This is a genomic window from Novosphingobium sp. BL-A-28-Hi1-0D, assembly GCF_055521755.1.
The window spans coordinates 967,372-992,147 of the sequence record NZ_CM145502.1 but is presented as its reverse complement, the minus strand read 5'-3'; the positions used below and the strand labels follow the sequence as shown (position 1 = coordinate 992,147).

27 protein-coding genes are annotated in these 24,776 nt (G+C 64.4%); 12 read left to right on the top strand and 15 right to left on the bottom strand.

All coding sequences use genetic code 11. The features are described from left to right. Window positions 1-4 precede the first annotated feature (4 nt). Complete coding sequence (locus tag ACZ1JW_RS05020) at window positions 5-2,269, top strand: NADP-dependent malic enzyme (protein ID WP_465124570.1); 2,265 nt, start codon at window positions 5-7, stop codon at window positions 2,267-2,269. 142 nt (window positions 2,270-2,411) lie between these two features. Here the strand turns inward: ACZ1JW_RS05020 and thiS are convergent, their stop codons facing one another. Further along, complete coding sequence (thiS, locus tag ACZ1JW_RS05015) at window positions 2,412-3,407, bottom strand: sulfur carrier protein ThiS (RefSeq protein ID WP_465142180.1); 996 nt, start codon at window positions 3,405-3,407, stop codon at window positions 2,412-2,414. A 43-nt stretch (window positions 3,408-3,450) separates the two neighbouring features. Then, window positions 3,451-3,822: a MerC domain-containing protein gene (locus tag ACZ1JW_RS05010; protein WP_465142179.1), complete on the bottom strand. Its 372-nt coding sequence runs from the start codon at window positions 3,820-3,822 to the stop codon at window positions 3,451-3,453. A 129-nt stretch (window positions 3,823-3,951) separates the two neighbouring features. On the opposite strand from ACZ1JW_RS05010, the gene ACZ1JW_RS05005 reads away from it, so the two are divergent. Together ACZ1JW_RS05005 and cutA are read left to right on the top strand one after the other, a co-directional pair. Beyond that, window positions 3,952-5,016: a COX15/CtaA family protein gene (locus tag ACZ1JW_RS05005; RefSeq protein ID WP_465142178.1), complete on the top strand. Its 1,065-nt coding sequence runs from the start codon at window positions 3,952-3,954 to the stop codon at window positions 5,014-5,016. Next, on the top strand, window positions 5,013-5,345 hold the full coding sequence (cutA, locus tag ACZ1JW_RS05000) for a divalent-cation tolerance protein CutA (protein ID WP_465142177.1): 333 nt from the start codon (window positions 5,013-5,015) through the stop codon (window positions 5,343-5,345). Before ACZ1JW_RS05005 ends, cutA begins: the two co-directional genes overlap by 4 nt. Window positions 5,346-5,351: 6 nt before the next feature. Here cutA and ACZ1JW_RS04995 read toward each other — a convergent pair whose 3' ends face one another. Further along, complete coding sequence (locus tag ACZ1JW_RS04995; protein WP_465142176.1) at window positions 5,352-5,804, bottom strand: DUF2442 domain-containing protein; 453 nt, start codon at window positions 5,802-5,804, stop codon at window positions 5,352-5,354. After that, window positions 5,801-6,028 carry a DUF4160 domain-containing protein gene (locus ACZ1JW_RS04990; protein WP_465142175.1) on the bottom strand — a complete coding sequence of 76 codons (228 nt, stop codon included), beginning with the start codon at window positions 6,026-6,028 and terminating at the stop codon, window positions 5,801-5,803. The genes ACZ1JW_RS04995 and ACZ1JW_RS04990 overlap by 4 nt, the downstream gene beginning before the upstream one ends. A gap of 190 nt (window positions 6,029-6,218) precedes the next feature. Between ACZ1JW_RS04990 and rplM the strand changes: the two genes are divergently transcribed. From rplM to ACZ1JW_RS04975, 3 genes are all read left to right on the top strand, one after another. After that, complete coding sequence (gene rplM, locus ACZ1JW_RS04985; RefSeq protein WP_011446923.1) at window positions 6,219-6,698, top strand: 50S ribosomal protein L13; 480 nt, start codon at window positions 6,219-6,221, stop codon at window positions 6,696-6,698. Window positions 6,699-6,700: 2 nt separating this feature from the next. After that, window positions 6,701-7,243 carry a 30S ribosomal protein S9 gene (rpsI, locus tag ACZ1JW_RS04980; protein WP_465124578.1) on the top strand — a complete coding sequence of 181 codons (543 nt, stop codon included), beginning with the start codon at window positions 6,701-6,703 and terminating at the stop codon, window positions 7,241-7,243. Between the two features lie 157 nt (window positions 7,244-7,400). After that, window positions 7,401-8,096, top strand: a complete 696-nt coding sequence (locus ACZ1JW_RS04975) for an HPP family protein (RefSeq protein WP_465142174.1) — start codon at window positions 7,401-7,403, stop codon at window positions 8,094-8,096. A 2-nt stretch (window positions 8,097-8,098) separates the two neighbouring features. On the opposite strand, the gene ACZ1JW_RS04970 is transcribed toward ACZ1JW_RS04975, so the two are convergent. After that, window positions 8,099-8,734: an SOS response-associated peptidase gene (locus ACZ1JW_RS04970; protein ID WP_465142173.1), complete on the bottom strand. Its 636-nt coding sequence runs from the start codon at window positions 8,732-8,734 to the stop codon at window positions 8,099-8,101. A gap of 48 nt (window positions 8,735-8,782) precedes the next feature. On the opposite strand from ACZ1JW_RS04970, the gene ACZ1JW_RS04965 reads away from it, so the two are divergent. Beyond that, the gene (locus tag ACZ1JW_RS04965) at window positions 8,783-9,547 is read left to right on the top strand and encodes a class II aldolase/adducin family protein (protein ID WP_465142172.1); all 765 of its coding nucleotides are present in this window, start codon (window positions 8,783-8,785) and stop codon (window positions 9,545-9,547) included. 32 nt (window positions 9,548-9,579) lie between these two features. After that, window positions 9,580-10,089 (top strand): (2Fe-2S)-binding protein, encoded by a 510-nt coding sequence (locus ACZ1JW_RS04960; RefSeq protein WP_465142171.1) that lies wholly within the window; start codon window positions 9,580-9,582, stop codon window positions 10,087-10,089. A 56-nt stretch (window positions 10,090-10,145) separates the two neighbouring features. Here the strand turns inward: ACZ1JW_RS04960 and ACZ1JW_RS04955 are convergent, their stop codons facing one another. Then, complete coding sequence (locus ACZ1JW_RS04955; protein ID WP_465142170.1) at window positions 10,146-12,227, bottom strand: TonB-dependent receptor; 2,082 nt, start codon at window positions 12,225-12,227, stop codon at window positions 10,146-10,148. A 200-nt stretch (window positions 12,228-12,427) separates the two neighbouring features. Between ACZ1JW_RS04955 and arsC the strand changes: the two genes are divergently transcribed. Further along, entirely contained in the window at window positions 12,428-12,769 is a 342-nt protein-coding gene (arsC, locus tag ACZ1JW_RS04950; RefSeq protein WP_465142169.1) for an arsenate reductase (glutaredoxin), read from the top strand. Window positions 12,770-13,614: 845 nt separating this feature from the next. Here arsC and ACZ1JW_RS04945 read toward each other — a convergent pair. The 4 genes from ACZ1JW_RS04945 to ACZ1JW_RS04930 all read right to left on the bottom strand — a co-directional run bounded on the left by ACZ1JW_RS04945 (window position 13,615) and on the right by ACZ1JW_RS04930 (window position 16,493). Next, complete coding sequence (locus ACZ1JW_RS04945) at window positions 13,615-13,746, bottom strand: hypothetical protein (protein ID WP_465142168.1); 132 nt, start codon at window positions 13,744-13,746, stop codon at window positions 13,615-13,617. 273 nt (window positions 13,747-14,019) lie between these two features. After that, complete coding sequence (locus ACZ1JW_RS04940) at window positions 14,020-15,150, bottom strand: M14 family metallopeptidase (RefSeq protein ID WP_465142167.1); 1,131 nt, start codon at window positions 15,148-15,150, stop codon at window positions 14,020-14,022. After that, on the bottom strand, window positions 15,147-15,740 hold the full coding sequence (locus ACZ1JW_RS04935) for a DUF4136 domain-containing protein (RefSeq protein WP_465142166.1): 594 nt from the start codon (window positions 15,738-15,740) through the stop codon (window positions 15,147-15,149). Before ACZ1JW_RS04935 ends, ACZ1JW_RS04940 begins: the two co-directional genes overlap by 4 nt. An 84-nt stretch (window positions 15,741-15,824) precedes the next feature. Next, window positions 15,825-16,493 (bottom strand): DUF4136 domain-containing protein, encoded by a 669-nt coding sequence (locus ACZ1JW_RS04930; RefSeq protein WP_465142165.1) that lies wholly within the window; start codon window positions 16,491-16,493, stop codon window positions 15,825-15,827. A 118-nt stretch (window positions 16,494-16,611) separates the two neighbouring features. Here ACZ1JW_RS04930 and galE point away from each other — a divergent pair, with 118 nt between their 5' ends. Next, window positions 16,612-17,613: a UDP-glucose 4-epimerase GalE gene (gene galE, locus ACZ1JW_RS04925; RefSeq protein ID WP_465142164.1), complete on the top strand. Its 1,002-nt coding sequence runs from the start codon at window positions 16,612-16,614 to the stop codon at window positions 17,611-17,613. Here galE and ACZ1JW_RS04920 read toward each other — a convergent pair. Further along, a complete protein-coding gene (locus ACZ1JW_RS04920; protein ID WP_465142163.1) occupies window positions 17,610-18,332 on the bottom strand; it encodes a hypothetical protein in 723 nt (240 codons plus the stop codon). The two genes, galE and ACZ1JW_RS04920, sit on opposite strands and share 4 nt — an antisense overlap. 178 nt (window positions 18,333-18,510) lie before the next feature. Between ACZ1JW_RS04920 and ykgO the strand changes: the two genes are divergently transcribed. Both ykgO and ACZ1JW_RS04910 read left to right on the top strand, forming a co-directional pair. Continuing rightward, entirely contained in the window at window positions 18,511-18,636 is a 126-nt protein-coding gene (ykgO, locus tag ACZ1JW_RS04915) for a type B 50S ribosomal protein L36 (protein ID WP_011446910.1), read from the top strand. 132 nt (window positions 18,637-18,768) lie between these two features. Next, window positions 18,769-19,377 (top strand): HAD-IA family hydrolase, encoded by a 609-nt coding sequence (locus ACZ1JW_RS04910; RefSeq protein ID WP_465142162.1) that lies wholly within the window; start codon window positions 18,769-18,771, stop codon window positions 19,375-19,377. 157 nt (window positions 19,378-19,534) lie between these two features. Here ACZ1JW_RS04910 and ACZ1JW_RS04905 read toward each other — a convergent pair whose 3' ends face one another. The 4 genes from ACZ1JW_RS04905 to pepN all read right to left on the bottom strand — a co-directional run bounded on the left by ACZ1JW_RS04905 (window position 19,535) and on the right by pepN (window position 24,727). Continuing rightward, a complete protein-coding gene (locus tag ACZ1JW_RS04905; RefSeq protein ID WP_465142161.1) occupies window positions 19,535-20,410 on the bottom strand; it encodes an OmpA family protein in 876 nt (291 codons plus the stop codon). A gap of 272 nt (window positions 20,411-20,682) precedes the next feature. Next, window positions 20,683-21,312, bottom strand: a complete 630-nt coding sequence (locus ACZ1JW_RS04900) for a glutathione S-transferase (RefSeq protein ID WP_465124593.1) — start codon at window positions 21,310-21,312, stop codon at window positions 20,683-20,685. 5 nt (window positions 21,313-21,317) lie between these two features. Beyond that, window positions 21,318-22,079: a peptidoglycan editing factor PgeF gene (gene pgeF / locus ACZ1JW_RS04895; protein WP_465142160.1), complete on the bottom strand. Its 762-nt coding sequence runs from the start codon at window positions 22,077-22,079 to the stop codon at window positions 21,318-21,320. Continuing rightward, window positions 22,076-24,727, bottom strand: a complete 2,652-nt coding sequence (gene pepN, locus ACZ1JW_RS04890) for an aminopeptidase N (RefSeq protein WP_465142159.1) — start codon at window positions 24,725-24,727, stop codon at window positions 22,076-22,078. The genes pgeF and pepN overlap by 4 nt, the downstream gene beginning before the upstream one ends. Between the last annotated feature and the right edge of the window lie 49 nt (window positions 24,728-24,776).

Below are 24,776 nucleotides of genomic sequence, written 5' to 3'. Positions count from 1 at the left end.
AACCATGTCCGAGGAAAGCAACGTCCGCTTCACCGAACGCGAGGCGCTTTTCTACCACAACACGATCCGCCCCGGTAAGATCGAGATCATCGCGTCCAAGCCCATGGCGACGCAGCGCGATCTCAGCCTCGCCTATTCGCCCGGCGTTGCGGTTCCGGTCCGCGCCATCGCCGACGATCCCGCCACGGCTTATGATTACACCGCCAAGGGCAACCTCGTTGCGGTGATCTCGAACGGCACCGCGATCCTCGGCCTCGGCAATCTCGGTGCGCTGGCGTCCAAGCCGGTGATGGAAGGCAAGGCCGTTCTGTTCAAGCGCTTCGCCGACGTCGATTCGATCGACATCGAACTCGACACCGAAGACGCCGACAAGTTCATCGAAGCCGTGGCCCTGATGGAGCCGAGCTTCGGCGGGATCAACCTTGAGGACATCAAGGCGCCCGAATGCTTCATCATCGAGCAGGCGCTGAAAGAGCGTCTCAAGATTCCGATCATGCACGATGACCAGCATGGCACCGCGATCATCTCGGCAGCGGGTCTGCTCAATGCCTGCCATCTGACCGGGCGCAAGCTCAATGAGGTCAAGGTCGTGGTCAACGGCGCGGGCGCAGCCGCCATCGCCTGTACCGCGCTGATCAAGGCCATGGGCGTGCGCCACGACAACGTGATCATGTGCGATCGTTCGGGCGTGATCTTTCGCGGTCGCGAAGGCGGTATGGACCAGTGGAAGAGCGCGCATGCGGTCGACACCACTGCGCGCAGCCTCGAAGACGCACTGGTCGGTGCCGACATCTTCCTCGGCCTTTCGGCCAAGGGCGCCTTGAAGCCTGAATGGATGGCGAAGATGGCCCCGCAGCCGATCATCTTCGCCATGGCCAACCCGGACCCGGAAATCACCCCGCCCGATGCCAAGGCAATCCGCCCGGACTGCATCGTCGCCACGGGCCGTTCGGACTATCCGAACCAGGTCAACAACGTGCTCGGCTTCCCGTTCATCTTCCGCGGCGCGCTCGACGTGCGCGCCACGGCGATCAACGAGGAAATGAAGATCGCCGCAGCCGAAGCCATCGCCCAGCTTGCGCGCGAACCCGTCCCCGAGGAAGTGGCCGCCGCTTACGGCATCAACCACACCTTCGGTCTCGACTACATCATCCCGGCGCCGTTCGATCCGCGCCTGATGGAAGTCGTATCCTCTGCCGTCGCCAAGGCGGCGATGGATTCGGGCGTCGCCCAGAAGCCGATCGAGGATTTCGACGCCTACCGCACCAGCCTCAAGGCGCGTCTCAACCCGACGACTTCGGTGCTGACCAACGTCTTCGCCCAGGCCAAGGACAACCCCAAGCGCGTCGTCTTCGCCGAGGCCGAGAACGAGGTGGTGCTGCGCGCCGCGATCCAGTTCAAGGACTTCGGCTATGGCACCCCGGTGCTGGTCGGCCGCACCCAGCCGGTGCTCGACCTGCTGACAGAACTCGGCGTCAGCGATCCGTCATCGTACGAGATCCACAACTCCGCCGTCTCGCCGCTGGTGCCCGAGATGGTGACCTACCTCTATGAACGCCTCAAGCGCCGGGGCTACATGGAGCGCGACGTCAAGCGCATGGTCAACCAGGACCGTAACGTCTTCGCCTCGCTGCTCGTCGCACTGGGCCATGGCGATGCGCTGATCACCGGCATGACGCGCACTTTCGCGCAGTCGATGAAGGAAGTGCGCCGCGTGCTTGATCCCAAGCCCGGCCACCTGCCCTTCGGCATCCACCTGATGGTCGCCAAGAACTACACCGTGTTCCTTGCCGACACGACGGTGAACGAGCGTCCCTCGGCCGAGGACCTTGCCCAGATCGCACGCGAGACTGCCGCCGTCGCCCGCCGCATGGGCCACGAACCGCGCGTGGCGTTCCTGTCGTACTCGACCTTCGGCAATCCCTATGGTCGCTGGCTCGAATCGATCCGCGGTGCTGTGGCGATCCTCGATGCCGACAATCCCGGCTTCGAATACGAAGGCGAAATGGCGCCCGACGCAGCCTTGAACCCCAAGGTCATGGCAAACTATCCGTTCAGCCGCCTGTCGGGCCCGGCCAACGTGCTGATCATGCCCGGCCTGCAATCGGCCAACATCTCGGCCAAGCTGCTCCGCGAACTCGCGGGCAACGCCGTGATCGGCCCGATGCTGATCGGCATGGAAAAGCCCGTCCAGATCGCGCCGATGACCTCGCTCGCGCCCGACATCCTGACGCTCGCGGTGCTCGCGGCGGCGGGGGTTGTGGGGTAATGCCCACCCCCGACCCCTCCCGCTTGCGGGAGGGGGGTAAGAAGGTGGCGTTTGCACCCTCCCGCAGGCGGGAGGGTCGCGAGACTTACTGAACGCAGTGAAGTTCGTCGCAGCGGGGTGGGCACCCCGCGCAACGCCTGCCTCAGATCAACCCCGCAAGCGGGCTCGACGGATCGGCATACCTGCGGCGCTGCATCCGCCCGGCAAGGTAGGCGTCGCGCCCGGCCTGTACGGCAAGCTTCATCGCGCGGGCCATGCGGATCGGGTCCCTGGCTTCGGCGATGGCCGTGTTCATAAGCACCCCGTCGCAGCCCAGCTCCATCGCCACGGCCGCTTCCGATGCGGTGCCAACGCCCGCATCGACCAGCACCGGCACCTTGGCGCCTTCGACGATCAGCCGCACCGTCACCTGATTCTGGATGCCAAGGCCTGAGCCGATCGGCGCGCCCAGCGGCATCACTGCCACCGCGCCTGCATCTTCCAGCTGCTTGGCGGCAATCGGATCGTCGACGCAGTAGACCATCGGCAGGAAGCCTTCCTTGGCCAGCACTTCGGTCGCGCGGATCGTCTCGATCATGTTGGGATAGAGCGTGCGCGCTTCGCCCAGCACTTCGAGCTTCACCAGGTCCCAGCCACCCGCCTCGCGCGCCAGACGCAGCGTGCGGATCGCGCTTTCGGCATCGAAGCAGCCTGCGGTGTTGGGCAGGTAGGTGATCTTCTTGGGGTCGATATAGTCGGTCAGCATCGGCGCCTTGGGGTCCGACACGTTGACCCGGCGCACCGCCACGGTGACGATCTCCGCGCCCGAAGCCTCGACCGCCGCAGCGTTCTGTTCGAAGTCCTTGTACTTCCCCGTGCCCACGATCAGGCGCGAGGTGAAGGTGCGGCCCGCAACGGTCCAGGTATCCTTTGAATCCGTCACGTCGCTCTGTCCTCCACCTACGAAATACACGATCTCCAGCACGTCCCCCTCGGCAATCGCCACATCGGCCAGCGTGGAGCGGGGCACGATCTCGCCATTGCGCTCGACCGCGACCTTGGTCGGCTCCAGTTCGAGGCTGCGCACGAGATCGGCAACCGATCCGGGCGCGGCGCGGCGGGGTTCGCCGTTGACGGTAAGGGATAGCAGTGCAGTCATGCGGCCCGCTTTAGCGGCGCGCGGGAAGGGTGCAAGTACGGCCTTAGTGAGAATGCCGCATGTTGATGATGTGCGCGGTTGCCACCAGCAGCACGCCGCATACCGTCAGCACCACTTCGGCATCGCCATGGCCCACAGCCACCGCGCCGCCCATCAGGGCAAGGCCGGTGCCGCCAATGGCCAGTGGCAGGAACCGCCCATGCCGCAGCGCGCCAATGCCGATGGTCGCCGCGCCGATTACCAGCGCGAAAGCGAGGCCCCAGCGATGAATGTCGGGGTTCAGCAGCACGCCGCCGCCAAGGCCCAGCATGCCGACAAGGAAAATGCCGGCGACACAGTGAATCAGGCACAGCCCCGAAAGGAGCACGCCGATCCGGTCGAGCCGGGCACGCAAGGCAAGCAGGGCATCACTCATCGCCAAGGTATATATGTTATACTGTATCATCCGGCAAGGGCGCGCTGCAGATTCATTTGGAAGATCCGCCATTCGCCTGTCCCACAATGCCTCTTGCGAATTGGCGAGGGCAGGAGCAGGGGCAGCCGCATGAGCCTCAGCGTCACGCCCAAGCTGCGAAACGATGCCACCGCCCTTTCGCGCTGGCTGTTCATCGTCGCCTTCATGGTCCTTGCCATCGTCGTGGTAGGCGGCATCACCCGTCTCACCGAATCGGGCGTCTCGATCACCGAATGGAAGCCGGTCAGCGGCACGCTGCCGCCGATCACCGATGCGCAATGGCAGACTGAATTCGACGCCTATCGCGCCACGCCGCAGTACCAGCTGGTCAACGGCCCGGCGGGCATGACGCTCTCCACCTACAAGTTCATCTTCTTCTGGGAGTGGGTCCACCGCCTGCTCGCCCGCACCATCGGCCTCGTCTTCGCAGCGCCGCTCGCATGGTTCTGGATCAAGGGCCGCATCCCGCAAGGTTACAAGCCCCGCCTGCTCGCATTGCTGGCATTGGGCGCTCTTCAGGGGGCGGTCGGCTGGTGGATGGTCAAGTCCGGCATCGTCAACGACGTGAAGGTCAGCCACTTCCGCCTCGCCACGCACTTGCTGGTGGCGCTGGCCACGCTCGCGGGCCTCGTCTGGACCGCGCTCGACCTGATCGCGCTGGGCAAGACCGAGGGCCGTTCGAAGCTCCGTGGCCTCGGCCTTCTGGCCCTCGTCATGCTGGTGCTCCAGCTGTTCTACGGCGCGCTGGTAGCTGGCCTGCGGGCGGGCACTTCGGCAGGCGGCGGCTGGTTCAATTGGGAGGCCTGGCCGCTGATGCAGGGCAAGGTCTATCCCGATGGCGTCGACTGGGCGCTCGGCGCAGCCCACGCGCTGCTGTCCGACGTCTTCCTCGTCCACTTCATCCACCGCTGGTGGGCATGGGCGGTAGTCGGCGTTCTGGTGCTTGTGGCCCGCCGCCTTCGCAAGACGGACCGCAAGGCCTCGATCGTCCTCCACTCGGTGTTCGGCACGCAGGTCCTGCTCGGCATTCTCACCGTCTGGAGCGGCGTCGCCCTCTGGCTCGGCGTGCTGCACCAGCTGGTCGGCGCGCTGCTTGTGGCGACGACCGTGTGGTGCGCCCACATCCTTGGACGCCCGAAACAAGGCGCGCAATGAGTACCGCGCTGATCTGGTGCCCCTTCGGCGACACGGAAAGCGCCGAGGCGGTCGCTGGTCAGCTGCTCGACGAACGCCTGATCGCCTGCGCCAATATCCTTCCCGCCGTCCGCTCGCTCTACCGCTGGAACGGCGAGCGGGGCGAGGGAAGCGAAGTCGCCGTCCTGTTCAAGACCCGCGCCGATCTGCTGGACGCCGCCGTGGCGCGACTGGAATCGCTGCACCCCTACGATGCGCCTGCGATCTCGGGCTGGCGCTGCGATGCGGCGGGCGAGGCGACGCTGGGCTGGCTGGAGGTGGATTGCGGCGGGCTGGCCAGAAAATCCTGACCCTGTTCAGGCTGCCTGATGCAATCCCTCGCTCACTTCCCAGCCTCGGCACGCCAGAAGGACCGGTTTGGGCACCTTCTTCTCGCCATTGGAGTAGTAGGCGATCATCCGGCGGGATATGCCCAAGGCTTCTGCCGCCTTTGACAGCGACAGAGCATGGCGCACGCGCCATTCGAGGAACACGCGGGTGTCTTCGTGGCCATTGGCTGACAGCGTTTCCAGCCAGAGCATGTCTGCGCCCATTTCGGCACCTGATGGCCAGCAAAGGCTGTGCCCCCAGTCACCCACTTCGACACGGGCAAACTCTTCGGGATCGCGCAGCGAGGCAAAGGCGCGGTCCTGCAGCACTTCGCCAAGATCGATATCGGCAGATGCTCCATCGGACCAGTCAAGGTGAAGCGTAGCGGTGCCAATCGGTTGGACCCGTTCGATCGTGCGGGTCTTGTCGATGCTGCTCATCCGTTCAACTCCTGCCATGTCTGCATCAGCAAGGCCTGATTGGGCCGCGCCCATTCCAGTGCCGCGCCAAATACAGATGCGGGGACTGTGCCCACGATCAGGTCAAACGATGCAATCGCAACCGAGCACCGAAAGTCCGGCCCTTCGATATGAAAATGCGGTATGCCGTGATCCCGGGCATAGACCGCGATTTTCCATCGGGCATTGCGGTGCATCGTGACCATGATTGATAGTAGTGCAACTGTTGCACTAGTTCAAGCTTGTAGCCTCATAACGGTATTATTTTACCTCTCCGAAAACCCGCAGTTTGCTTGACTCTTGTGGGGCTTTGCAACAAAGGCGCGCTTCCTTCGTCGTGAAGCAAGCGGATTCCCGCCCGGATCGACGCACTGAAATCCAGGGAACCGAAGCGCCATGAAGGCTCTCAGCAAGGTCACCCGGTCGATCAAGCCGGCCGAGGTGGAAAAGAAGTGGCATCTTATCGATGCCGAAGGTCTGGTGGTCGGCCGTCTCGCCGTCATCATCGCCAACCATCTGCGCGGCAAGCACAAGCCGAGCTTCACCCCGCACGTCGATTGCGGCGATCACGTTGTCGTGATCAACGCCGACAAGGTCCGTCTCACCGGCAACAAGCTGAAGAACAAGACCTACTACAAGCACACCGGTTATGCCGGCGGCATCAAGGAAGTCACCGCGGACAAGGTCCTCGGCGGCCGCTTCCCCGAGCGCGTGCTTGAAAAGGCGGTTGAGCGCATGATCCCGCGCGGTCCTCTCGGCCGTGCGCAGATGCGTGCCCTTCACCTCTATGCCGGTGCCGAGCACCCGCATGGCGGCACCCAGCCGGTGGCGCTCGACGTCGCCTCGATGAACCGCAAGAACAAGGTGGGTGCATAATCATGGCCGAAACCGAAAACACCGTCTCCAGCCTCGCCGATCTCAAGGATCTGACGGCTGCTGCCCCGGTTGCCGCAGCTCCCGCCGAAGCTGGTGAAGTTGTCGCTCCGGTCCGTACCGGTCCCGCTGCCGTGATCCGCGCCCGCGAAGTCGACGCGCAGGGCCGTTCGTACGCCACCGGCCGCCGCAAGGACGCCGTGGCCCGCGTGTGGCTCAAGCCCGGCTCGGGCAAGGTCACCGTCAACGGCCGCGATCAGGAAGTGTACTTCGCCCGTCCGACCCTGCGTCTGGTGATCAACCAGCCGTTCGAAGTCGCCGGTCGCGAAGGCCAGTACGACATCGTCTGCACCGTCAAGGGTGGTGGCCTCTCGGGTCAGGCCGGCGCGGTCAAGCATGGCATCGCCCAGGCCCTGTCGAAGTTCGAACCCGAACTGCGCAGCGCCGTGAAGGCCGCCGGCTTCCTTACCCGCGACCCGCGCGTCGTCGAGCGTAAGAAGTACGGCAAGGCCAAGGCCCGCAAGAGCTTCCAGTTCTCGAAGCGCTAATCGCGGCTTCTACTGGCAGTTCTCGAAGCGCGCACTTTGCGCCTTCGCTGCAAGGCAAAACAGAATCAAGGGGTTGGCTTTCGGGCCAGCCCCTTTTTTCTTGCTTGCGGCAAAGCACCGTCGCATCGCTGATTTGGACGAGAGGAGACCGCACCCCATGATCAGGCTGCCGCGCCCCGCCGCATGGGGACAGCTACGCTTTGGCGGACGCCTGGGCTGGGCGCGCGGTGCGGTGGGGGCGCTGTTCGGCGTCGCGCTCGCAGCCGTGCTCGGCAAGCTGATGCCATCCGCGCCACAATGGCCTTGGATCGTGGCGCCGGTGGGAGCGTCCGCCGTGCTGGTCTTTGCCGTACCCGCAAGTCCGCTGGCGCAGCCGTGGTCGGTGCTGGGCGGCAGCATGGTTGCGGCCCTGACGGGATTGTTCGTGGGTCATGTCATCGGCGATCCGCTCACCGCAGCAGGCATCTCCGTGGGCCTCGCCATCGCGACGATGACTCTGGCGCGCTGCCTGCACCCGCCGGGCGGGGCCTGTGCGATCCTCGGTGCGCTTGCGGCGACAAGCCCTGCCGGTGACTGGACCGGGTTGCTCCTGCCACTGCTGGTCAATCTTGTCGCGCTGGTCTTCGCAGGCTGGCTCTACAACAACGTCACCGGCCACCCCTGGCCGCACATTCCGCTGCAGGCTCCGCCGATGCCAAAAGGCACTTGGGCCGGCACCTACGAGCGCGCCGACCTCGACGCGGTGCTCGAAGACTGGGACGAAGTGCTCGACGTTGCGCCTGCCGATCTCGACGCGCTGTTCCGCGCGGTAGAGCGCCGAGTGCTGCGGCGCTGGGAGGACGATCTCAAGTAGGTTCAGAACAGGCTGGGCTGCTCCGGCTTGCGCGGAGGCGGGGGCGGAGCCTCCTCTTTTTCCTCCACATCGATTTCCATCATCTTGTCGTCGGCAAAAGGCACCTGCATTCCGGCGGCGAGCTGTCCTTCCGCCGTGAGCCACTGGTGCGCGGCTTCTGCCGTGCCAAGGATCACGGGCATCGCCTTGGGATGGACCCGGCCCACCACCGCATTGGCCTCGCAGGTCAGGAAAGCAAAGCGCGGGCCCTCGGCGGTCGGTCGCCACAGCCCGGCAAAGGCGAACAGGTCCCGCTCCTTCAGCGCGAACCAGTGCTTGCGCTTGCGGCCCGTCGCGGGATCGGGCGTGGCCGACCATTCCGAGAAGGCGGTGACGGGCACGATGCAGCGCCGGTTCGGGTCCCCCAGCGCATTGCGCCACATCGGCGAGGCGAGGTTGCGGATGTTCGTCACCGGGCGCTTGATTTCACCGAACGGCGGCCAGCCCCAGCGCATCGTGCCCAGCCGTCGTGCGGGGCCACGCGCGATCAGCACCGGCGCCTCGGCATCAGGATAGATTTCATGAAACGCGGGCAGATTGACCTGCGCATTCGCCACCGGCGCGAACATCTGCGCGATGGCTTGCACGTTGCTGGTCATGCGATACAAGTTGCACATAGCAACCAGATCATAGTCGGAGAGAGCACCATGGCTAGCCTGATCAGGCCCAACATTGAATGCAGCGATGCCGAATGGCAGGCTCGACAGGAACTCGCCGCCTGTTACCGCATCTACGACCACCTCGGCTGGTCGGAATCGATCTACAACCACATCTCCCTGAAGGTGCCGGATGAAGAGGGCGCGTTCCTGATCAACCCCTTCGGCCTGCTCTACTCCGAGGTGACCGCCTCGAATCTCGTCAAGATCGACATCGACGGCAACAAGCTCGATTCCAGCCCATATCCGGTGAACCAGGCAGGCTTTACCCAGCACGCCTATTTCCACCGCCACCTACCCTGGGCCCACGCCATCGCGCACGTCCACACCACCGAGACGATGGCTGTGTGCAGTCTCGAGGAAGGGCTGATGCCGATCAACTTCTATGCCTGCAACTTCATCGGCCAGCTCGCCTATCACGATTTCGAGGGCGTGACGGTGCGCGCCGAAGAGGGCGAGCGCCTGCTGGCAAACCTCGGCGACAAGCGCATCCTCATGCTCAAGAACCACGGCCCGGTCGTCCTTGCACAGACCCTGCCGCAGATGTTCATCATGCAGTGGAGCCTCCAACGCGCCTGCGAGATCCAGATGGCGACGCTTGCGATGGGGCGTCCGCCCATCCATGTTCCCGAAGACGTGATCAAGGTCCACCAGCGCGATCTGGGGCAGGTCAATGCCGGAGGCCGTGTCGGCGAGGCGGATTTTGCCGCGTGGACCCGCCGGATCGACCGGATCGACCGCAGCTGGCGGGATTGATTGAAGCGGCAACGGCGGGCTAAGCCACGGCCATGGCCCGCCTTACCGTCAACAACCAGCCCGTGCAGTATCGTCTTGAGGACGACACCCCGCTGCTCTGGGCGCTGCGCGATGCGGCGAACCTCACCGGCACCAAATATGGCTGCGGCACCGGCGAGTGCGGGGCCTGCATGGTCATCGTCGACGGGCAGGCTATGCCGAGCTGCACACTTTCGTTGGGCGAGGCCGAGGGCCGCAACGTCACCACGATCGAAGGGCTTTCGGGCGACCGCTCGCATGCCGTTCAGCAGGCGCTTGTGGCCGAGCAGGCGATCCAGTGCGGCTTTTGCACGCCCGGCATCGTCATGGCCGCCGCCGCGCTGCTGACCAGCAACGCCAGCCCGACCGACGACGCCATCGCCCGCGCCATCACCAACATCTGCCGCTGCGGCACCTATCCGCGCCTTACCCGCGCGATCCAGCGCGCCGCCCGCGTGACGCGCGGCGAGGAAACGATCAGTGCAGCCCCGCCGCCTGCGATCGTTGCTCCGGGGGCGGGTTAAAAGGGGTTGGCGCCCCCTCCCGAGGGATTGGGGAAGGAGAGGGCGCCGGGGGGTCTTCAGAACTTTGCGCGTACCGTCAGGCGGGCGTTGATCGGCTCGCCGGTGGAAATGTTGTTGTCGGTGTGCGCAGCGGGGAAGTAGTCGACGTCGGTCAGGTTCTCGACATTGAGCTGCACCGAGATCCGGTCTGACAGATCGTAGAACACCGCCGCATCGACGCGGGTGAACGCAGGCAGCGTCACCGCATTGCTGATCGTCGTGAAGCTCTTCGACTGGTGCGTCAGCCCGAGGCCCAGGCCCAGTTTGTCGGTCACGTCATAGCGCGTCCATGCCGATGCCTGATGGCGCGGTAGCTGCGAGAGCTTGCGTCCCGCAGGCGCTGCAGTGGTGGCCGAACGGACCTCGCCGTCCTGCAGCGTGTAGCCAAGGCTCAGCTGCAGTTGTGGGAGCACGCGACCTGCCAGCGAAAGCTCGATGCCCTTCGTCCGGGTCTTGCCGGAAAGCTCGGGGAAGCCTGTGACCGGGTTGTTGAAGCGCGAGTTCTCGCGATCAAGCTGATAGACCGCAGCAGTGAAGGCAAGGCCGGGGTTCACGTCCCACTTCACGCCCGCCTCGAGGTTCTCGAACTGCTCGGGCGCCAGCGTTGCCTGCGTGGCATCGAGCGCGCCGAACTGGTCGCCCGATTGCGGCAGGAAGGTGCGGGTGAAGCTGCCGTAGAAGCTGACGTTTTCCTGCGGCTTGAGGATCACTCCAAAACGCGGCGACCACTTGCGGTCGGTGCGCGAAGCACCCACGCCGTTGATCGCGTTGCGCCCGGTGATGCGAAACTCGTCATAGCGGACGCCTGCCACCAGTTGCAGGAACGAGGCGAGCTCGATCTGGTCCTGAATATAGGCCGAAAGCGTACGCACGTCGGTGCGGCTGTTGGTGACGAGCGGGCCATAAGCCAGCGCCGGGATTGCCAGCCGCTCGGCCAGCGTCACCGTGTCGCTGGCGGTGTTGCGGCGCGTCGAATGCGTGTCCTGATCGGCCACTTCGAAGCCCGCGAGCAGGGTGTGGCCGATGCCGCCGGTCTTGCCGGTCCAGACGAGGTTGGCCTGCCCGATCCAGCTGTCGCGCAGCGTGCCGCTCTCATAGCCCGAAAGCGCGACGGTGTTGGTCACCGTGTTCACTGCACCGGCTGCGAAGATGTTGCCATAGAGTTTGTCGGTATGGCTGTACTGCCCGAGCACGTTGAAGCTCAGGCCATCGGCCAGCTCATGATCGAGCCGCGCCTGCGCGATGTGCGCCTTCACCGTGGCGATGTTGGTATCCGTGCGGCCGAAGAAGGTATCGTCATAGCCGGTCAGCGGCTTGCCGTTCAGCGATGGCACGCCGCGATCGGTGATGCGGCGGTCATCGTCGTAGTTGTAGGAAAGCTCGATGCGCGTCTTCTCACCGGGCTGGAACGCCATCGTCGGGTTCACGCCGATGAAGCGGCCTTCGAAGGCCTGGCGGTGATTGTCGAATTCCTCGTAGGTGCCGTTGAAGCGCGCGCCGACGGTTTCGCTGAGGGGCTGGTTCCAGTCGGCGGCAAGGGCAAAGGCGCCGAAGCTGTCGACATTGGCGCTGGCCTCGCCCTTCTCGCGGGTGAGGTCGGGCGTCTTGCTGACGCGGTTGATCACGCCCCCGCCGCCGCCACGGCCGAACAGCAGCGCGTTTGCGCCCTTCAGCACTTCGACGCGCTCGATATTGTAGAGCGAGCGGTAGTACTGCGTGTCGTCGCGCAGACCATCGAGGTAGAAGTCTGCGGTCGTGTTCTGGCCGCGCAGGGTGATCTGGTCGCGGTGGCCTTCGCCCTGGCCAAGGACCACGCCCGGAACATAGCGCAGCGCGTCACCCAGCTGCGTGATGCCCTGATCGTCAAGCTGTTCGCGCGTCAGCACGGTGATGGTCTGCGGCACGTTGACCAGCGGGGTAGGGGTCTTCACCGCATTGGCATCGACCGGGCGATAGCCATCGGCGGTGCCGGTCACCACGATAACCGTGTTGCCGCTCTCGGCATCCAGCGCGGCGTCTGCAGGGATCACGTCCTCGGCGAAGGCAGCGGACGGCATCAGCATGGTTCCGGCGAGCAGCAGGCTGGAAAGACGGTTCACGGTAGTCCCCTTGGCAGTCACTTGTTTGCGATAATCATTCGCAAGAAGGCGAGTATTGCGACTCAATCGCAGTTGCAAGGAGTTTTTTGAGAATTTTTCGCAATAACATTGACCTAGATCAAAGCGGGCGCGCAAACGCGATGTTGCGGCCCCGGTTCGCGGGGTTATGAGGCTCAGGAACGCACACGCAGGAGGCACCGATGAAGGCGACGATCTGGCACAACCCCAATTGCGGCACTTCGCGCAACACGCTGGCGATGCTGCAGGACGCGGGCGCGGACGTGACGGTGATCGAATACCTCAAGACCCCGCCCACCGCCGAAAAGCTTGCCCAGCTTTACCGCGATGCCGGCCTCACCCCGCAACAGGGCCTGCGCCTGCGCGGCACCGACGCCGAGGAACGCGGCCTGCCCTCAGCCGATGACGCCACGGTGCTGGCCGCCATGGCCGCCGAACCCAAGCTGATCGAACGCCCGCTGGTCGAAACCGACAAGGGCGTGCGCCTGTGCCGCCCGAAGGAAAAGGTGCTGGAACTCTTGTAGGGGCACATTGGACGGAGGCCCTCGCCGCCTCAACCAACCCCAAACCCCCTCGACACCCCCGTGTCTAGCACGAGGCAACGGGTGGATTGTGTGCGACGGTTCTCGGAGCCTGTCACTTAGCGGCAGTAAAGGCTCTGATATGAGCCGCAGCACCCGTCGTGGTTCCAGGCGAGCACCACAGTCCGCTATCCACCTGCGATCGACAAAAGCTGCCTGTCAGAACACGACGCCCTTGCGGTCGTAGCTGACCAAGACCAAATCAAAGTATGAAACGCAGATGTTCCTCTCGCATTAAATGGTTCGTTCTCGCTGCTGTGGTGCTCTCATTGCTCGTTGCTCTGACATGGCAAAGCATCATGTTCGGCATTGCTTTCGCATTTGCGGAAGAAAGGCCCGCACTCCTTCGGGACGCAAGTTGGGACGCACCAGTCTTGGCCTTCAACCAAAGATTTAGCGTGGGGACACCGGAGACTGATCTCTTGCGGTGGCTTGATGACAACAAGTTCGAAGACATTCGTAAAGGCAGAGCGAGCAGGACCATCGACGGGTTGCCGTGCCGAGAGAAAGTCGAGGTCTCGTGGACCGCTGTTGATGGGATGATAAGCGAAAGCAACGCTATCGTTTCGGGAGCGGGCTGTCTGTAGTCCGATGGCAGCAAACCACCCATAAGCGGTCGTTCACACCCACCAAACGGATCACAAAACCGGACGTAACCCTGAACTTGTTTAGCTTCACTGGCCTACGGCTCAGGGTCCGTCTCCCGAAGCTAGCCGCAGTTCGGTCGGCACCATGGATACTGAAACAAGTTCAGGATGACGAGGTGCAAGGTGTCAGCGACCAGCGGTTCAGAAAAACAGAAACGGCTTGCCCGCCATTATCAACGCTCCAGCGCAGCCGAGCACGATCGCCTTGCGCGCAAGGTCCTGCAGCGAGAGGTCTGCGAGGGGCGCGTGGATGAGGGCGATGGTGCGGGCCATTTGTCGGACATGCGCCATGACCTCTTAACGTTGCGTAAAGGGGAAGCGCAGCGAGAAGGATTGGCACGCAAAGACGCCAAGACGCAAAGGGGGTCGCGTTTGGCCCAAAGCTCCCCCTCAGCCGAAACGTTCGTCGGCTCAGGCTACAGCGCTCCAAGCGCAACATCTTCGCGTCTTTGCGTGAGATATCTCTAACTAACCTCACGCCATTCAAAGACGCAGTCGTCGCAAGCCCACCCCCAAGCCCCTCCCGCTTGCGGGAGGGGAGAAAGGTTAGCCCTCCAGCCACTCCAGCAGCGACGCCAGGCAATCCCGCGCCAGCAGCTTCGAGCGTTCCGGGCTCCAGCCCTGTTCCTTGCAGGGCAGGTCGTCGTTGTCCTTGAACGGCATTTCCAGCGTCATCGCCACGCAGCCGAAGCGGTGGGCGACCTGGTTGGTGGACATCGTCAGGTTGGCGCGGCCCGGGGCAGCGACGGGATAGCCGCGCCGCGTCTGGAAATCGGGGGTGCGGCGTTCGAGGATGCGGCGGTAGCGTTCGTAGGATGCGCCAAGCTCGTCAGTCCACGAAGGGATGCCTTCGAATCCGGCGAGGAACACGTGCGGGATCGCCTCGTCGCCGTGGACGTCCATGGCAAAGTCCACGCCGGTCTCGTCCATGGCATTGCGGATCGCCAGCACTTCGGGCGAGCGTTCCGGCGTCGGCTCATGCCATTCGCGGTTGAGGTTCACGCCCACGGCATTGGTGCGCAAATGGCCACGGCACGAACCGTCCGGATTGGCATTGGGCACCACGTGGAAGCGGCAGAGCTGGCGCAGGCGGCGGCCATGCGGGTCCGCCGGATCGGTCAGCAGGTCAAGCGCGCCTTCGATCCACCATTCGGCCATCGATTCGCCGGGATGCTGGCGGGCATAGAGCCAGACCTGCTTCGGGCCTTCGCCAATCTCCAGGCAGTCGATCGGCTGGCCTTCGATGCTGGTGCCGAGGCAGCGATGGGTCACGCCCGGCAGCACCGCTGTCTGCGCCACCAGATCGTGATGCCGCTCCATCGAATAGGGCGCAAAATAGGCAAACCAGCAGGTGCCCGCGTCCGGCGTGTGGCAGATTGTCAGCGTGCCGCCATCCTCGCCCGGATCATAGCGGGTATCGGTCCGGCCCCAGTATTCGCGATCTTCAGAGAACGCCGCGCGGTATCCCGGCCAGCCGCCGGGATAGGCCGAATTGCCAAGCCCGGTGATCTTCAGCTCCAGCTCACGCCCGGCCACGCCATCAACGCGGAAATGGAACCACTGGAAGAACTCGGAATCGCGGTCCTTGCGGATCGCCAGCCGTGCACTCGCGCCTGAAACCGAGAGCACTTCGATATTGCCGGAATCGAACGCGGCATTGATGCGGATGTCATTCATTTAACGGTGATAGTCTCACCCGACGTGCCGGGGAAGCCCGAGAACAGGGCATGGGCAAGGCGCGGCGCGGCCACGGCCGGTTCGGCTTCCTTGGCCTTGGCGTTCTCGCGGTTGTCGGCGCGGCCTTCCCACAAAGCCTCGCCGGTCTTGCGGTCCCGGATGCGTACTGACAGGCGGGTGACAACGTATTCCTTCGGTCCTCCGCCAAGGTTGAAGCCGAGGCCCAGCCCCAGGCCGCCGCCATAGCTTCCGGTCGATCCGCCGACGCCCACGCTCACCGGCCCGCGCTGCTTCTCGCGCTTCTGCACTTCGCGGTCGACGCGCACTTCGGCCACGACATCAACCGCGCCCGGTGTCGCACTGCCGAAGCCACTGGCCATGAGCTCCTTGCGGACGGCGTCCAGCCACACCTGATTTTCGAGGCTCGCCGCGTCAGCACCCGGCGCAGCTTCCACCATCACCGCCACGCCTTTCAGTCGGGGCAAGGTCTGGTCCGTGTGGAAGCGGGTCACGTCTATCGGCGCTGGCTTGGCCATGACCGGGGTCGCGGCCAGAAGGCCAAGAGCAATTGCGGCGGAAAGGCGGTTCATTGGCTTGCGTCCCGTTGTCATGGCCATCATCATGGCGACAGTCGTGCTACGCTCTGCCGTCCGCCGCAATGCCAATTGGCACAATCAGCTCGCCGGCACGACCTGCGCGTCGGCAAACTTGGCAAAGAGTGCGGACGCCAGCCGCGCCGCCACCGCACCGTTGTTCAACCCGTCATCGTCCTCGCGCGTCTGGGCTTCGGCATGGCCTTCCCACAGCACGCGATTGCTCGCCTTGTCGCGGATGCGCACGTCGAGCCGGGTCGAGACGATGGCCTTCTTCGCCTTGGTCAGGTCGATGTTGAGCGCCATCGCGGTGTAGTTGCCGCGATTGGAAACGCCCACTTCCATCGCGCCCGAAACCGGCTTGCGCTTGGGCTCTTCGGGCACGACTTGTTCGTGGCGAATGCCGATCTGCGCGATCTGGCCGCCTTCCGCGCCGCTCACCGCCGTGTCGTATCCCAGCTTGGCCAGCTGATCGACGACCGCCGCTTCATAGACCGGCAGTTTCCATTCGGCCTCCGTGCCATCGGCTGCGGCCACGGTGATCGGCCCTTTGCCCAGCAGTGGTGCGGCATCGGCGGACTGGAACGCCTCGACCTCCAACTTCTTTGCTGGCTCGATAGACCGCCTGCCATCTTCCCCGCGCAAGCGCTGGTCCATCGGACCATCCCATCGCCCGCCCATCGGCTGGGCCATGGCTGTTCCGGCAAACACAAGGGTCGCAACGGCGGAGAGAAGCAGTTTGTGGTTCATTCGTATTTTTCCCGTAAGGGGCTGATGCGGACCCGCCCGAGCGTGTAAAGCGCACGCGCTGTCGCAGTCATGAACGCGGTTGCGGGGCAAACCCTGCACGCAAAGGAGCAGAACGCCAATGTCGAAGGTCCCCGTACTCGTCACCGGCGGCGCAGGCTATATCGGCAGCCATGCCGTGCTGGCGCTGAAGGATGCGGGCTATCCCGTCGCGGTGATCGACAACCTGACCACCGGCTTCCGCTTCGCCGTGCCCGATGGCGTCGCCTTCTATGAGGGCGACATCGAGGACGGCGCGCTCCTCGCACGCATCTTTGCCGAACAAGGCATCCGCGCCGTGATGCACTTTGCCGGGTCGATCATCGTGCCCGAATCGGTCGAGAACCCGCTCAAGTACTATCACAACAACACCGCCAAGAGCCGCGCGCTGATCGCAGCTGCGGTGGATGCTGGCGTCCCGCACTTCATCTTCTCCTCAACGGCGGCGACTTACGGCATCCCCGAAGTCTCCCCCGTCACCGAAGACAGCCCCAAGCGGCCGATCAATCCCTACGGCATGTCCAAGCTGATGACCGAGACCATGCTGGCCGACGTCGCCGCCGCGCACCCGCTCAACTACTGTGTCCTGCGTTACTTCAACGTCGCAGGCGCAGACCCCGAGGCACGCACCGGCCAGTCCACCGCCGGCGCCACCCACCTGATCAAGGTCGCGGTGGAGGCGGCGCTCGACAAGCGCGCGTCGGTCGGCGTGTTCGGCACCGATTTCGCCACGCACGACGGCACCGGCGTTCGCGATTACATCCACGTCTCGGACCTCGCCGCAGCGCACGTCCTCGCATTGGAGGCGCTGATCGCCTCGCCCACGCAATCGCTCACCATGAACTGCGGCTACGGGCGCGGCTTCTCGGTTCTCGACGTGCTCGACGCCGTGGATCGCGTAACCAACCGCAAGATCGTACGCGAATTGCAGGGCCGCCGCGCGGGCGATCCCGATTCGCTGATTTCCGACAACAGCCGCATCAAGGCGACGCTGCCGTGGCAGCCGAAGTACGCCGATCTCGACCTTATCGTCGCGCATGCCCTGGCGTGGGAGCGCAAGCTGGGCGAGGTTCGCGGCGGCTAACCGCCGATCGTCCGGAACACCCCGTCCGGCTTACAGAAGAACCGCCCCTGCCGTCCGGCGGTCTTCTCGATCGTTTCCCACTCGTCCATCCGGTCGGTCCCGAACGTGAGCGACAGGAACACCGCGCGCTCGTCAAGCCTGCCGGTCGCGGTCGAGTGGAGGAAGCCCGAGCCGAAGGCCACGCCCTTGCCCATGCGGTAACGGTACTCACGTTCGTCGCCATGGACCGAGCGATAGGCCAGGCCCATCGCACAGGCATTGTCCGTCAACGGGGCCATGACCGTGAAGGCGGTGTTCTGGGGCGTCAGCCAGTCATGGTGCATGTCATGCGCGGTGCAGTGGCTGCGCGTCACGAAAAACCCGGAATAGAGCCGGATCTGCGAATCATGCGCGACAAACGGTGCGACCGCCTCGTCCAGTTTCAGTCGGCGAAACAGGTTCTCGAACCAGCGGTACGCGGCCTCGTCGGCATTGCTGAGCCAGCAGATGTCACTTTTCCAGCCAGATGGGCGCTGGTTGTAGAGCCTCACGCCGCCCGGCAGCGCATAGACGGTATCGTTTGCCTCCATCGCGCGCAGGGCGTCTGCCAGTGGTGCAAGCTCGGCCAGAACCGCGTCCGGCATGTCGAACTCGAGCACGTTCATCGCCATCAGCGCGGGGTTGAGGAATGTCGATTGCCCCGGCTTGTGCAGCAGCCCTGCGATGGTCGAAGCACTCATCCGCCCGGTTTCCGTCCTTGCCTTGCGGGACAGGCCCCGCAAGCTTCAGGATTCGCACGGCATGGGCAGGCGGGCAAGCGCCATGAAAGCGACCTGCAGGGTTGACTTGGGGTATTGCCCCCACTAACGGCGTCGCTTCAGTTTTCGGCCCGGTCAGCTTCGGGCAAAGGGATTCGACATGAAGATTCGCAACAGCCTGAAGTCGCTCAAGGACCGCCACCGGGACAACCGCGTCATTCGCCGTCGTGGCCGCGTCTATGTGATCAACAAGACCCAGAAGCGCTTCAAGGCGCGCCAGGGTTGATCTAACCAGTTTCGGTGCAGTCTCGCGACGGCGGGGCTGCATCGGAAACCTGCAGGCTGGAGACCCAGCCACGCTGCCCCCGCCCAAACGCGGGGGCGCAGTCGTTTATGGGCCACCTTCGGTGAGGCTGCGATGGGCGTAGAGGCAGTAGTCTGGGACATCGGCCGCGTGCTGGTGCAGTTCGACCTTTCCGGTATCTACACCGAAGCGATCCCCGATCCGGCCGAACGCGCTCGATTCGTATCGCAGGTTGTCACCGAGGACTGGCACGCCCAGCACGATGAAGGCGTGTCATTCTCGGAAATGGTCATCACCCGCACCGCGCAATTCCCGCAATACGCCGATCTGATCGCGCTCTACGCCAGCAACTGGCTCGCCAGCCTGCCGGGGCCAGTGCCGGGCACGCACCAACTGGTCGAGCGCCTCGCCGCCAAGGACGTGCCACAATATGCGATCACCAATTTCGGTATCGATTCGTGGAACCTGTTCCGCCCGACTTTCCCGATCCTCGATCACATGCGCGACATCGTGATCTCGGCAGTCGAGCGCCTGATCAAGCCTGACCCCGCGATCTTCCACCTCGCCGCCTATCGCTTCGGGCGCGCGCCCGAAACGATGCTGTTCATCGACGACAATACCGCGAATGTAGCTACGGCCCGCTCACTCGGGTGGAACGTCCACCACTTCACCGACGACCCGGACGTTCTGGAAGCGCGGCTCGACGCACTGGGGCTGCTCTGAAGGTCTATGTTCTCTCCCCTTCAGGGGAGAGATACGCAGGCTTGCCAGCTTGTCTGGCTAGCCGAAGTTGAGAGGGGCGCGGAGCGTAGCGCCAGTCCCCTCTCCCCTCTCCCAACCCTCTCCCCTGAAGGGGAGAGGGCTCAGGCGGTCGGTCACATCAAAGCCCGTCGATGGCCTTGCTCACCAGAATGTTCACCGCCACGCGGCGGTTCTGGGCCTTGCCTTCCTCGGTCGAATTGTCCGCTGCCGGATCGGACTCGGCCATCCCGGTGGGCGTCAGCATGCGGTAGGGCGCCCAGCGGCACTGCTGCTGGAGGAAGTTGATCACGCTCGCCGCGCGCTTCTCGCTCAGCGTCTGGTTGTATTCCTCGTCACCGACCGAATCGGTGTAGCCCACCACCAGCATCAACGCGTTCTCGGTGCCGTTCGCCATCTGGGCGGTCTGGCACAGTTCGGCCTTGGCCTGCGGGGTCAGCGCATATTTGCCGGTGTCGAAATAGACGTTGGTCGTGGCCTTGATGTTGTACTTGTCGATATCGCCCATGCGGCCCTTGAGCGCGGCGGTGGCGGCGGTCTGCTCGGCAAAGCCCTGTGCGGTGCCGTTGCGGATCATGTTGGCGGTCTTGAAATCACCGTTCCTGAAGGTGATCTGGCTGGCCAGCAGCGTCTCGCCTGCCTGCATCGTCTTCACCGAAACCGGCAACCCGTTGAGCAGGTTCGCCGTCGTCAGCTTCTTCGAGCCGAACAGGCCTGAACTTGCCTTCACCACGGTCGCGTCATTCACGAAAACCACCGTGCTGGTGCCATCGTCGGCGGTCACCTTCATCTTGTCGCCCTTGCGCGCGGTGATGATGCCCTTGACCTCGGGCCCCTTGGTCATCGCCGCCGTATCGGGCAGGACTTCGCCTTCAACGATGATGTTGGGGTCCTGCATGCCGTTTTGCTGGGGCTGGGCGACTGCAATGGCCGAAACAGACGCAGCGGCGGCGGCCAGCAAGATCATTCCTGCACGCCGGGGGGAAGTGGTAGTCATCGAAAACGCTCCTTGCGACCTTCAAAAATGCGTCGGTGTTGCGGCCAAACTTTCGCCTGCATGAACGATCCCGCCCGGGAACCCGATTTCGGGCACTGACAGCACCAGCCTTGCGACGAACCGAGTGGGCCGTGCGCGTGCAGGGGACGGATGGAAGGCCTTTCTTCCCCTCTCCCGCAAGCGGGAGGGCGCTTTCCAATACTCCCCTCCCGCAGGCGGGAGGGGTTGGGGGTGGGCCAGCAACGCCAGCGGCAAAAGACAAATCCGCAGCCTCAACCAACCGGAAACACCACCGGCAAATCCCCCTCGCGCCACGGCGCAAACTTGCCCATCACGCGCGCGAACAGGCCGGATTCCAGATGCCCCGCCAGCCAGCGCTGCACATGGGGCAGGGGCTGCTGGTCGAACCACTCGCCATCCACCGCGGCAAACTGGCGCACGAACGGCATCACCGCCATGTCCGCCAGCCCGCGCGCTTCGCCGCAAAGCTGCGGACCAGCGGCAAGCCTTTCGTCGAGTTCGCGCAGGAACACCATGCCGCTCTCCCGGTGCGCAACAGCATCGCTGCCATGCCGTTCGGGATACTTGTAGCGATCAAGGTCATGCTTGAACGGCCCGTCGTTGCGTTCGATCAGCGCGGCATCGTCACGCTCCAGCCATCCCTCTGGATCGCATTGCGCCAAGGCCCAGCGCATCACGTCAAGGCTCTGCTCGATCACCGTACCATCGGGCAGGACCAGCACCGGCACCGTGCCCTTGGGCGAGGCTTCAAGCATCGCGGGCGGCTTGGCCGACAGCTTGATCTCGCGCAGCTCCAACTGCAGCCCGCTCACCGCAATCGCCAGTCGCGCCCGCATCGCATAGGGGCAGCGGCGAAAGCTGTAGAGCACCGGCAGCGCCATGGCGTTCAGGCCGGCAGCGCGATCAGCGAGATCTGCCGTCCGTAGCCCGGCTCCTTGCGATGGGTGGCGCGGCGGAACGAATAGAAGCGCTCCTCTTGCGCGTAAGTATCCTCGCCCAGCATGCCGACCTTGCCCAGCCCCGCATCACGCAGCCGCGATGCGACGTAGCCTTCAAGGTCGAACCACGCATGGCCTTCGCGCCCGGCGCGGAAGAAGCGTTCGTTTTCCGCTGCCTGTTCAAGGAACCGCGCCTCGAAGCCGGAGTCCACTTCATAGCTCTTCTGCGCAATGCAGGGGCCGACCACGGCGGCGATGTTGTCGCGTGTTGCGCCCAAGGCCTCCATTGCCGCGATGGTGGCGTCGGTCACGCCGGTGAAAGCGCCCTTCCACCCGGCATGGGCCGCGCCGACCACGCCCGCCACGGCATCGCAGAACAGCACTGGCGCGCAGTCTGCGGTCAGCACGCCGAGGACAATGCCGCGACGGTCCGTCACCAGCGCATCGGCTTTCGGGCGATCCGCATCGGCCCAGGGCTCGGTCACCGTAACCACATCGGGCGAATGGATCTGGAAGCAGGTCTGCAAGGTCCCGCCCGGCAGCACCGCCTCCACCGCCCGGCGGCGGTTTTCAGACGTCAGCGCCGGATCGTCCTCGCTGTAGCTGACGTTGAGCCCGGCAAGGTCACGCGTGCTCACCCCGCCCTTGCGGCCAAGGAAACCATGCGCCGCGCCCGACAGCAGCGGATGGGTCAGCGCCTCAACGGTCACGCCTCGAGGCTCTTGCTCACCTGCTCGCGCACATCGCGCGACAGCGTCGGCTCGGCGGCGATCCGTTCCAGTTCCGCCCGCATCAGCGCGGCGCGGGCCTCGTCCACCTTCTTCCAACGGCCAAGGTAGGGCACGAAGCGCGCCGCCACGTTGCCGTTGATCGGATCGAGCCGGAGGATCAGGTCCGCGATCAGCCGGTAACCCTCGCCGCCGTCCTTGTGGAATGCCTGCGCATTGGCCGCAAAGGCCATCCACAGCGCGCGGACGCGGTTGGGGTTGGTCATGGTGAAGTCGGGATGCTCGGCCAGAGCCTTCACATGCTCGGTCGCCTTGGGATTGAGCGAGCCCGCCTGCAGCGAGAACCACTTGTCGATCACCAGCATGTTGCCGGCAAAGCGTGCGTGGAAATCGGCCAGCGCCGCCTCGCGCTCGGGGCAATCAAGGCTGCACAGCACCATCAGCGCGCCCTGGCGGTCGGTCATGTTGGTGGCGGCATCGTACTGCGCCTTGGCCCGGCGTGCGGCTTCGGCAGGGTCGGCCGCGCCGAGATAGACGAGCGCTTGCGTCTTGCACTTGCGCGCGCCCCGTGCCTCGGCCTCGAGGCTGTAGGGAACCGCGGAAACACGGTCATGCAGCGCGAGCCACTTGTCCTTGAGCGTCGCGCCCAACCAGCGCTTGAGGCCTTCGCGCTCGGCAAAGATGCGCGTCGGGTCGGCGCGGTTCAGCTGTTCGGCAAGGTAGGCTTCGCCCGGAAGGATCAGCAACTCGCCGCGCATCAGATCGTCGAGCGCGGTGTCATCAAGGATCGCGCCCATCGCCGCGCCGATCGCGGCCTGCGATGCCTCGCGGTTCTCCAGCGTCCCCGCCACCGCGCCGACAAGATGCCGCACGATCAGCTGCTGCATTGCTTCATAGCGGGCGAAGGGATCGTCGTCGTGGCGGGCGAGGAAGACGAGGTCTTCGGTGGTCACCGGCGCGACGATCTCGACCGGGGCGGAGAAACCGCGGTTGATGGAAAGGACGGGAAGCGAATCGAAACCGTCGAAGGTGAAGGACTGCTCCGTTTCGGTGAGGACGATCAGTTCCTCGCCGTGGTGCTTGCCGGTCTCGCGGTCGAACAGCGCGACGCGCAGCGGGATCACGAAAGGCTTCTTCTGCGCCTGCCCCGGAGTGGGCTGAGTTGCCTGTTTGAGGGTGAGAGTTACCGCTCTGCCCCCGAGAGTTGCCCCTTCGCCTTCGAGAGTTGGATTTGCATTTTCGAGCGTCATTTCGACGCTGACTCGCGGCGTTCCGGCCTGCTCGTACCAGTTGCGGAACTGCTTCAGGTCCAGCCCCGCGCCATCTTCCATAGCCTTTACAAAGTCTTCGCAGGTCGCCGCCTCGCCGTCGTGGCGGTCGAAGTAGAGCGTGGTGCCCTTGAGGAACCGCTCCATGCCTGCCAGCACGGTCATCATGCGGATCACCTCGGCGCCCTTGTTGTAGACAGTCGCGGTGTAGAAGTTGCTGATTTCCTGATAGGAATCCGGCCGTATCGGATGCGCCAGCGGCCCCGAATCCTCAGGGAATTGCACGGCCCGCAAGATACGCACATCCTCGATCCGCTTGACCGGAGCGGAGCCGCGATCCGCGCTAAACTGTTGATCTCTAAGGACTGTGAAGCCCTCCTTGAGCGAGAGCTGGAACCAGTCGCGGCAGGTCACGCGGTTGCCCGACCAGTTGTGGAAGTACTCATGCGCCACAACGCCCTCGATCGCGTCGTAATCGCCATCGGTCGCGGTCTCGGGATCGGCGAGAATATAGCGCGTATTGAAGACGTTAAGGCCCTTGTTCTCCATCGCGCCGGCGTTGAAATCGCTGACCGCGACGATGTTGAAATCATCAAGGTCATACTCGCGGCCATAGACATCCTCGTCCCACTTCATCGAGGCGATGAGCGAGCGCATGGCGTGGTCGGTCCGGGCCTCGTCGCCGGGGCGGACATAGATCGCAAGGTTCACCTTGCGGCCCGATTTTGTCGTGAAATTATCGCGGTTTGCGACGAGTTCACCGGCGACCAGCGCGAACAGGTACGAGGGCTTGGGCCAGGGATCGTGCCACTCGGCCCAGTGGGTTCCGTCGCCATTTTCGCCCGCAGCGGTGGGGTTGCCGTTGGACAGCAGCACGGGGAACAGCGCCTTGTCCCCGCTCATCCGCACCGAATAGACCGAAAGCACGTCGGGCCGGTCGGGGAAGAAGGTGATGCGGCGGAAGCCTTCGGCCTCGCACTGGGTGCAGAGCAGGCCGTTCGAGGCGTAAAGCCCTGAAAGCTGAGTATTTTCCGATGGATTGATCAGCGTTTCGATGCCGACGTCATGCGCATCGCCGGGTAGTTCGATGACGAGGTCGGTGCCGTCCATGTGCCAGTCGTTGTGCGCATGGCCGTCGACCGTGACGGCCTTGGCCTCGATCGCATCACCATTGAGACGCAGCAGCGAAGTGCCTGATCCAGCAGCATTCTTCGCAACCTTCAGCGTTGCCTGAACCCGCGTCGCATCGAGCGAGAGCGCGAAATCCAGCGCGATCTCGGGGACGAGCCATTCGGGCGGACGATAGTCCGCGCGGTGGATCACGGTGGGGGCGATGACGGGCTGGCCGGAGAGATCGTTCATGGACATGAACTTAGGAAGTGGTGCGCAATGCGGCAATCGCGGTTATCAG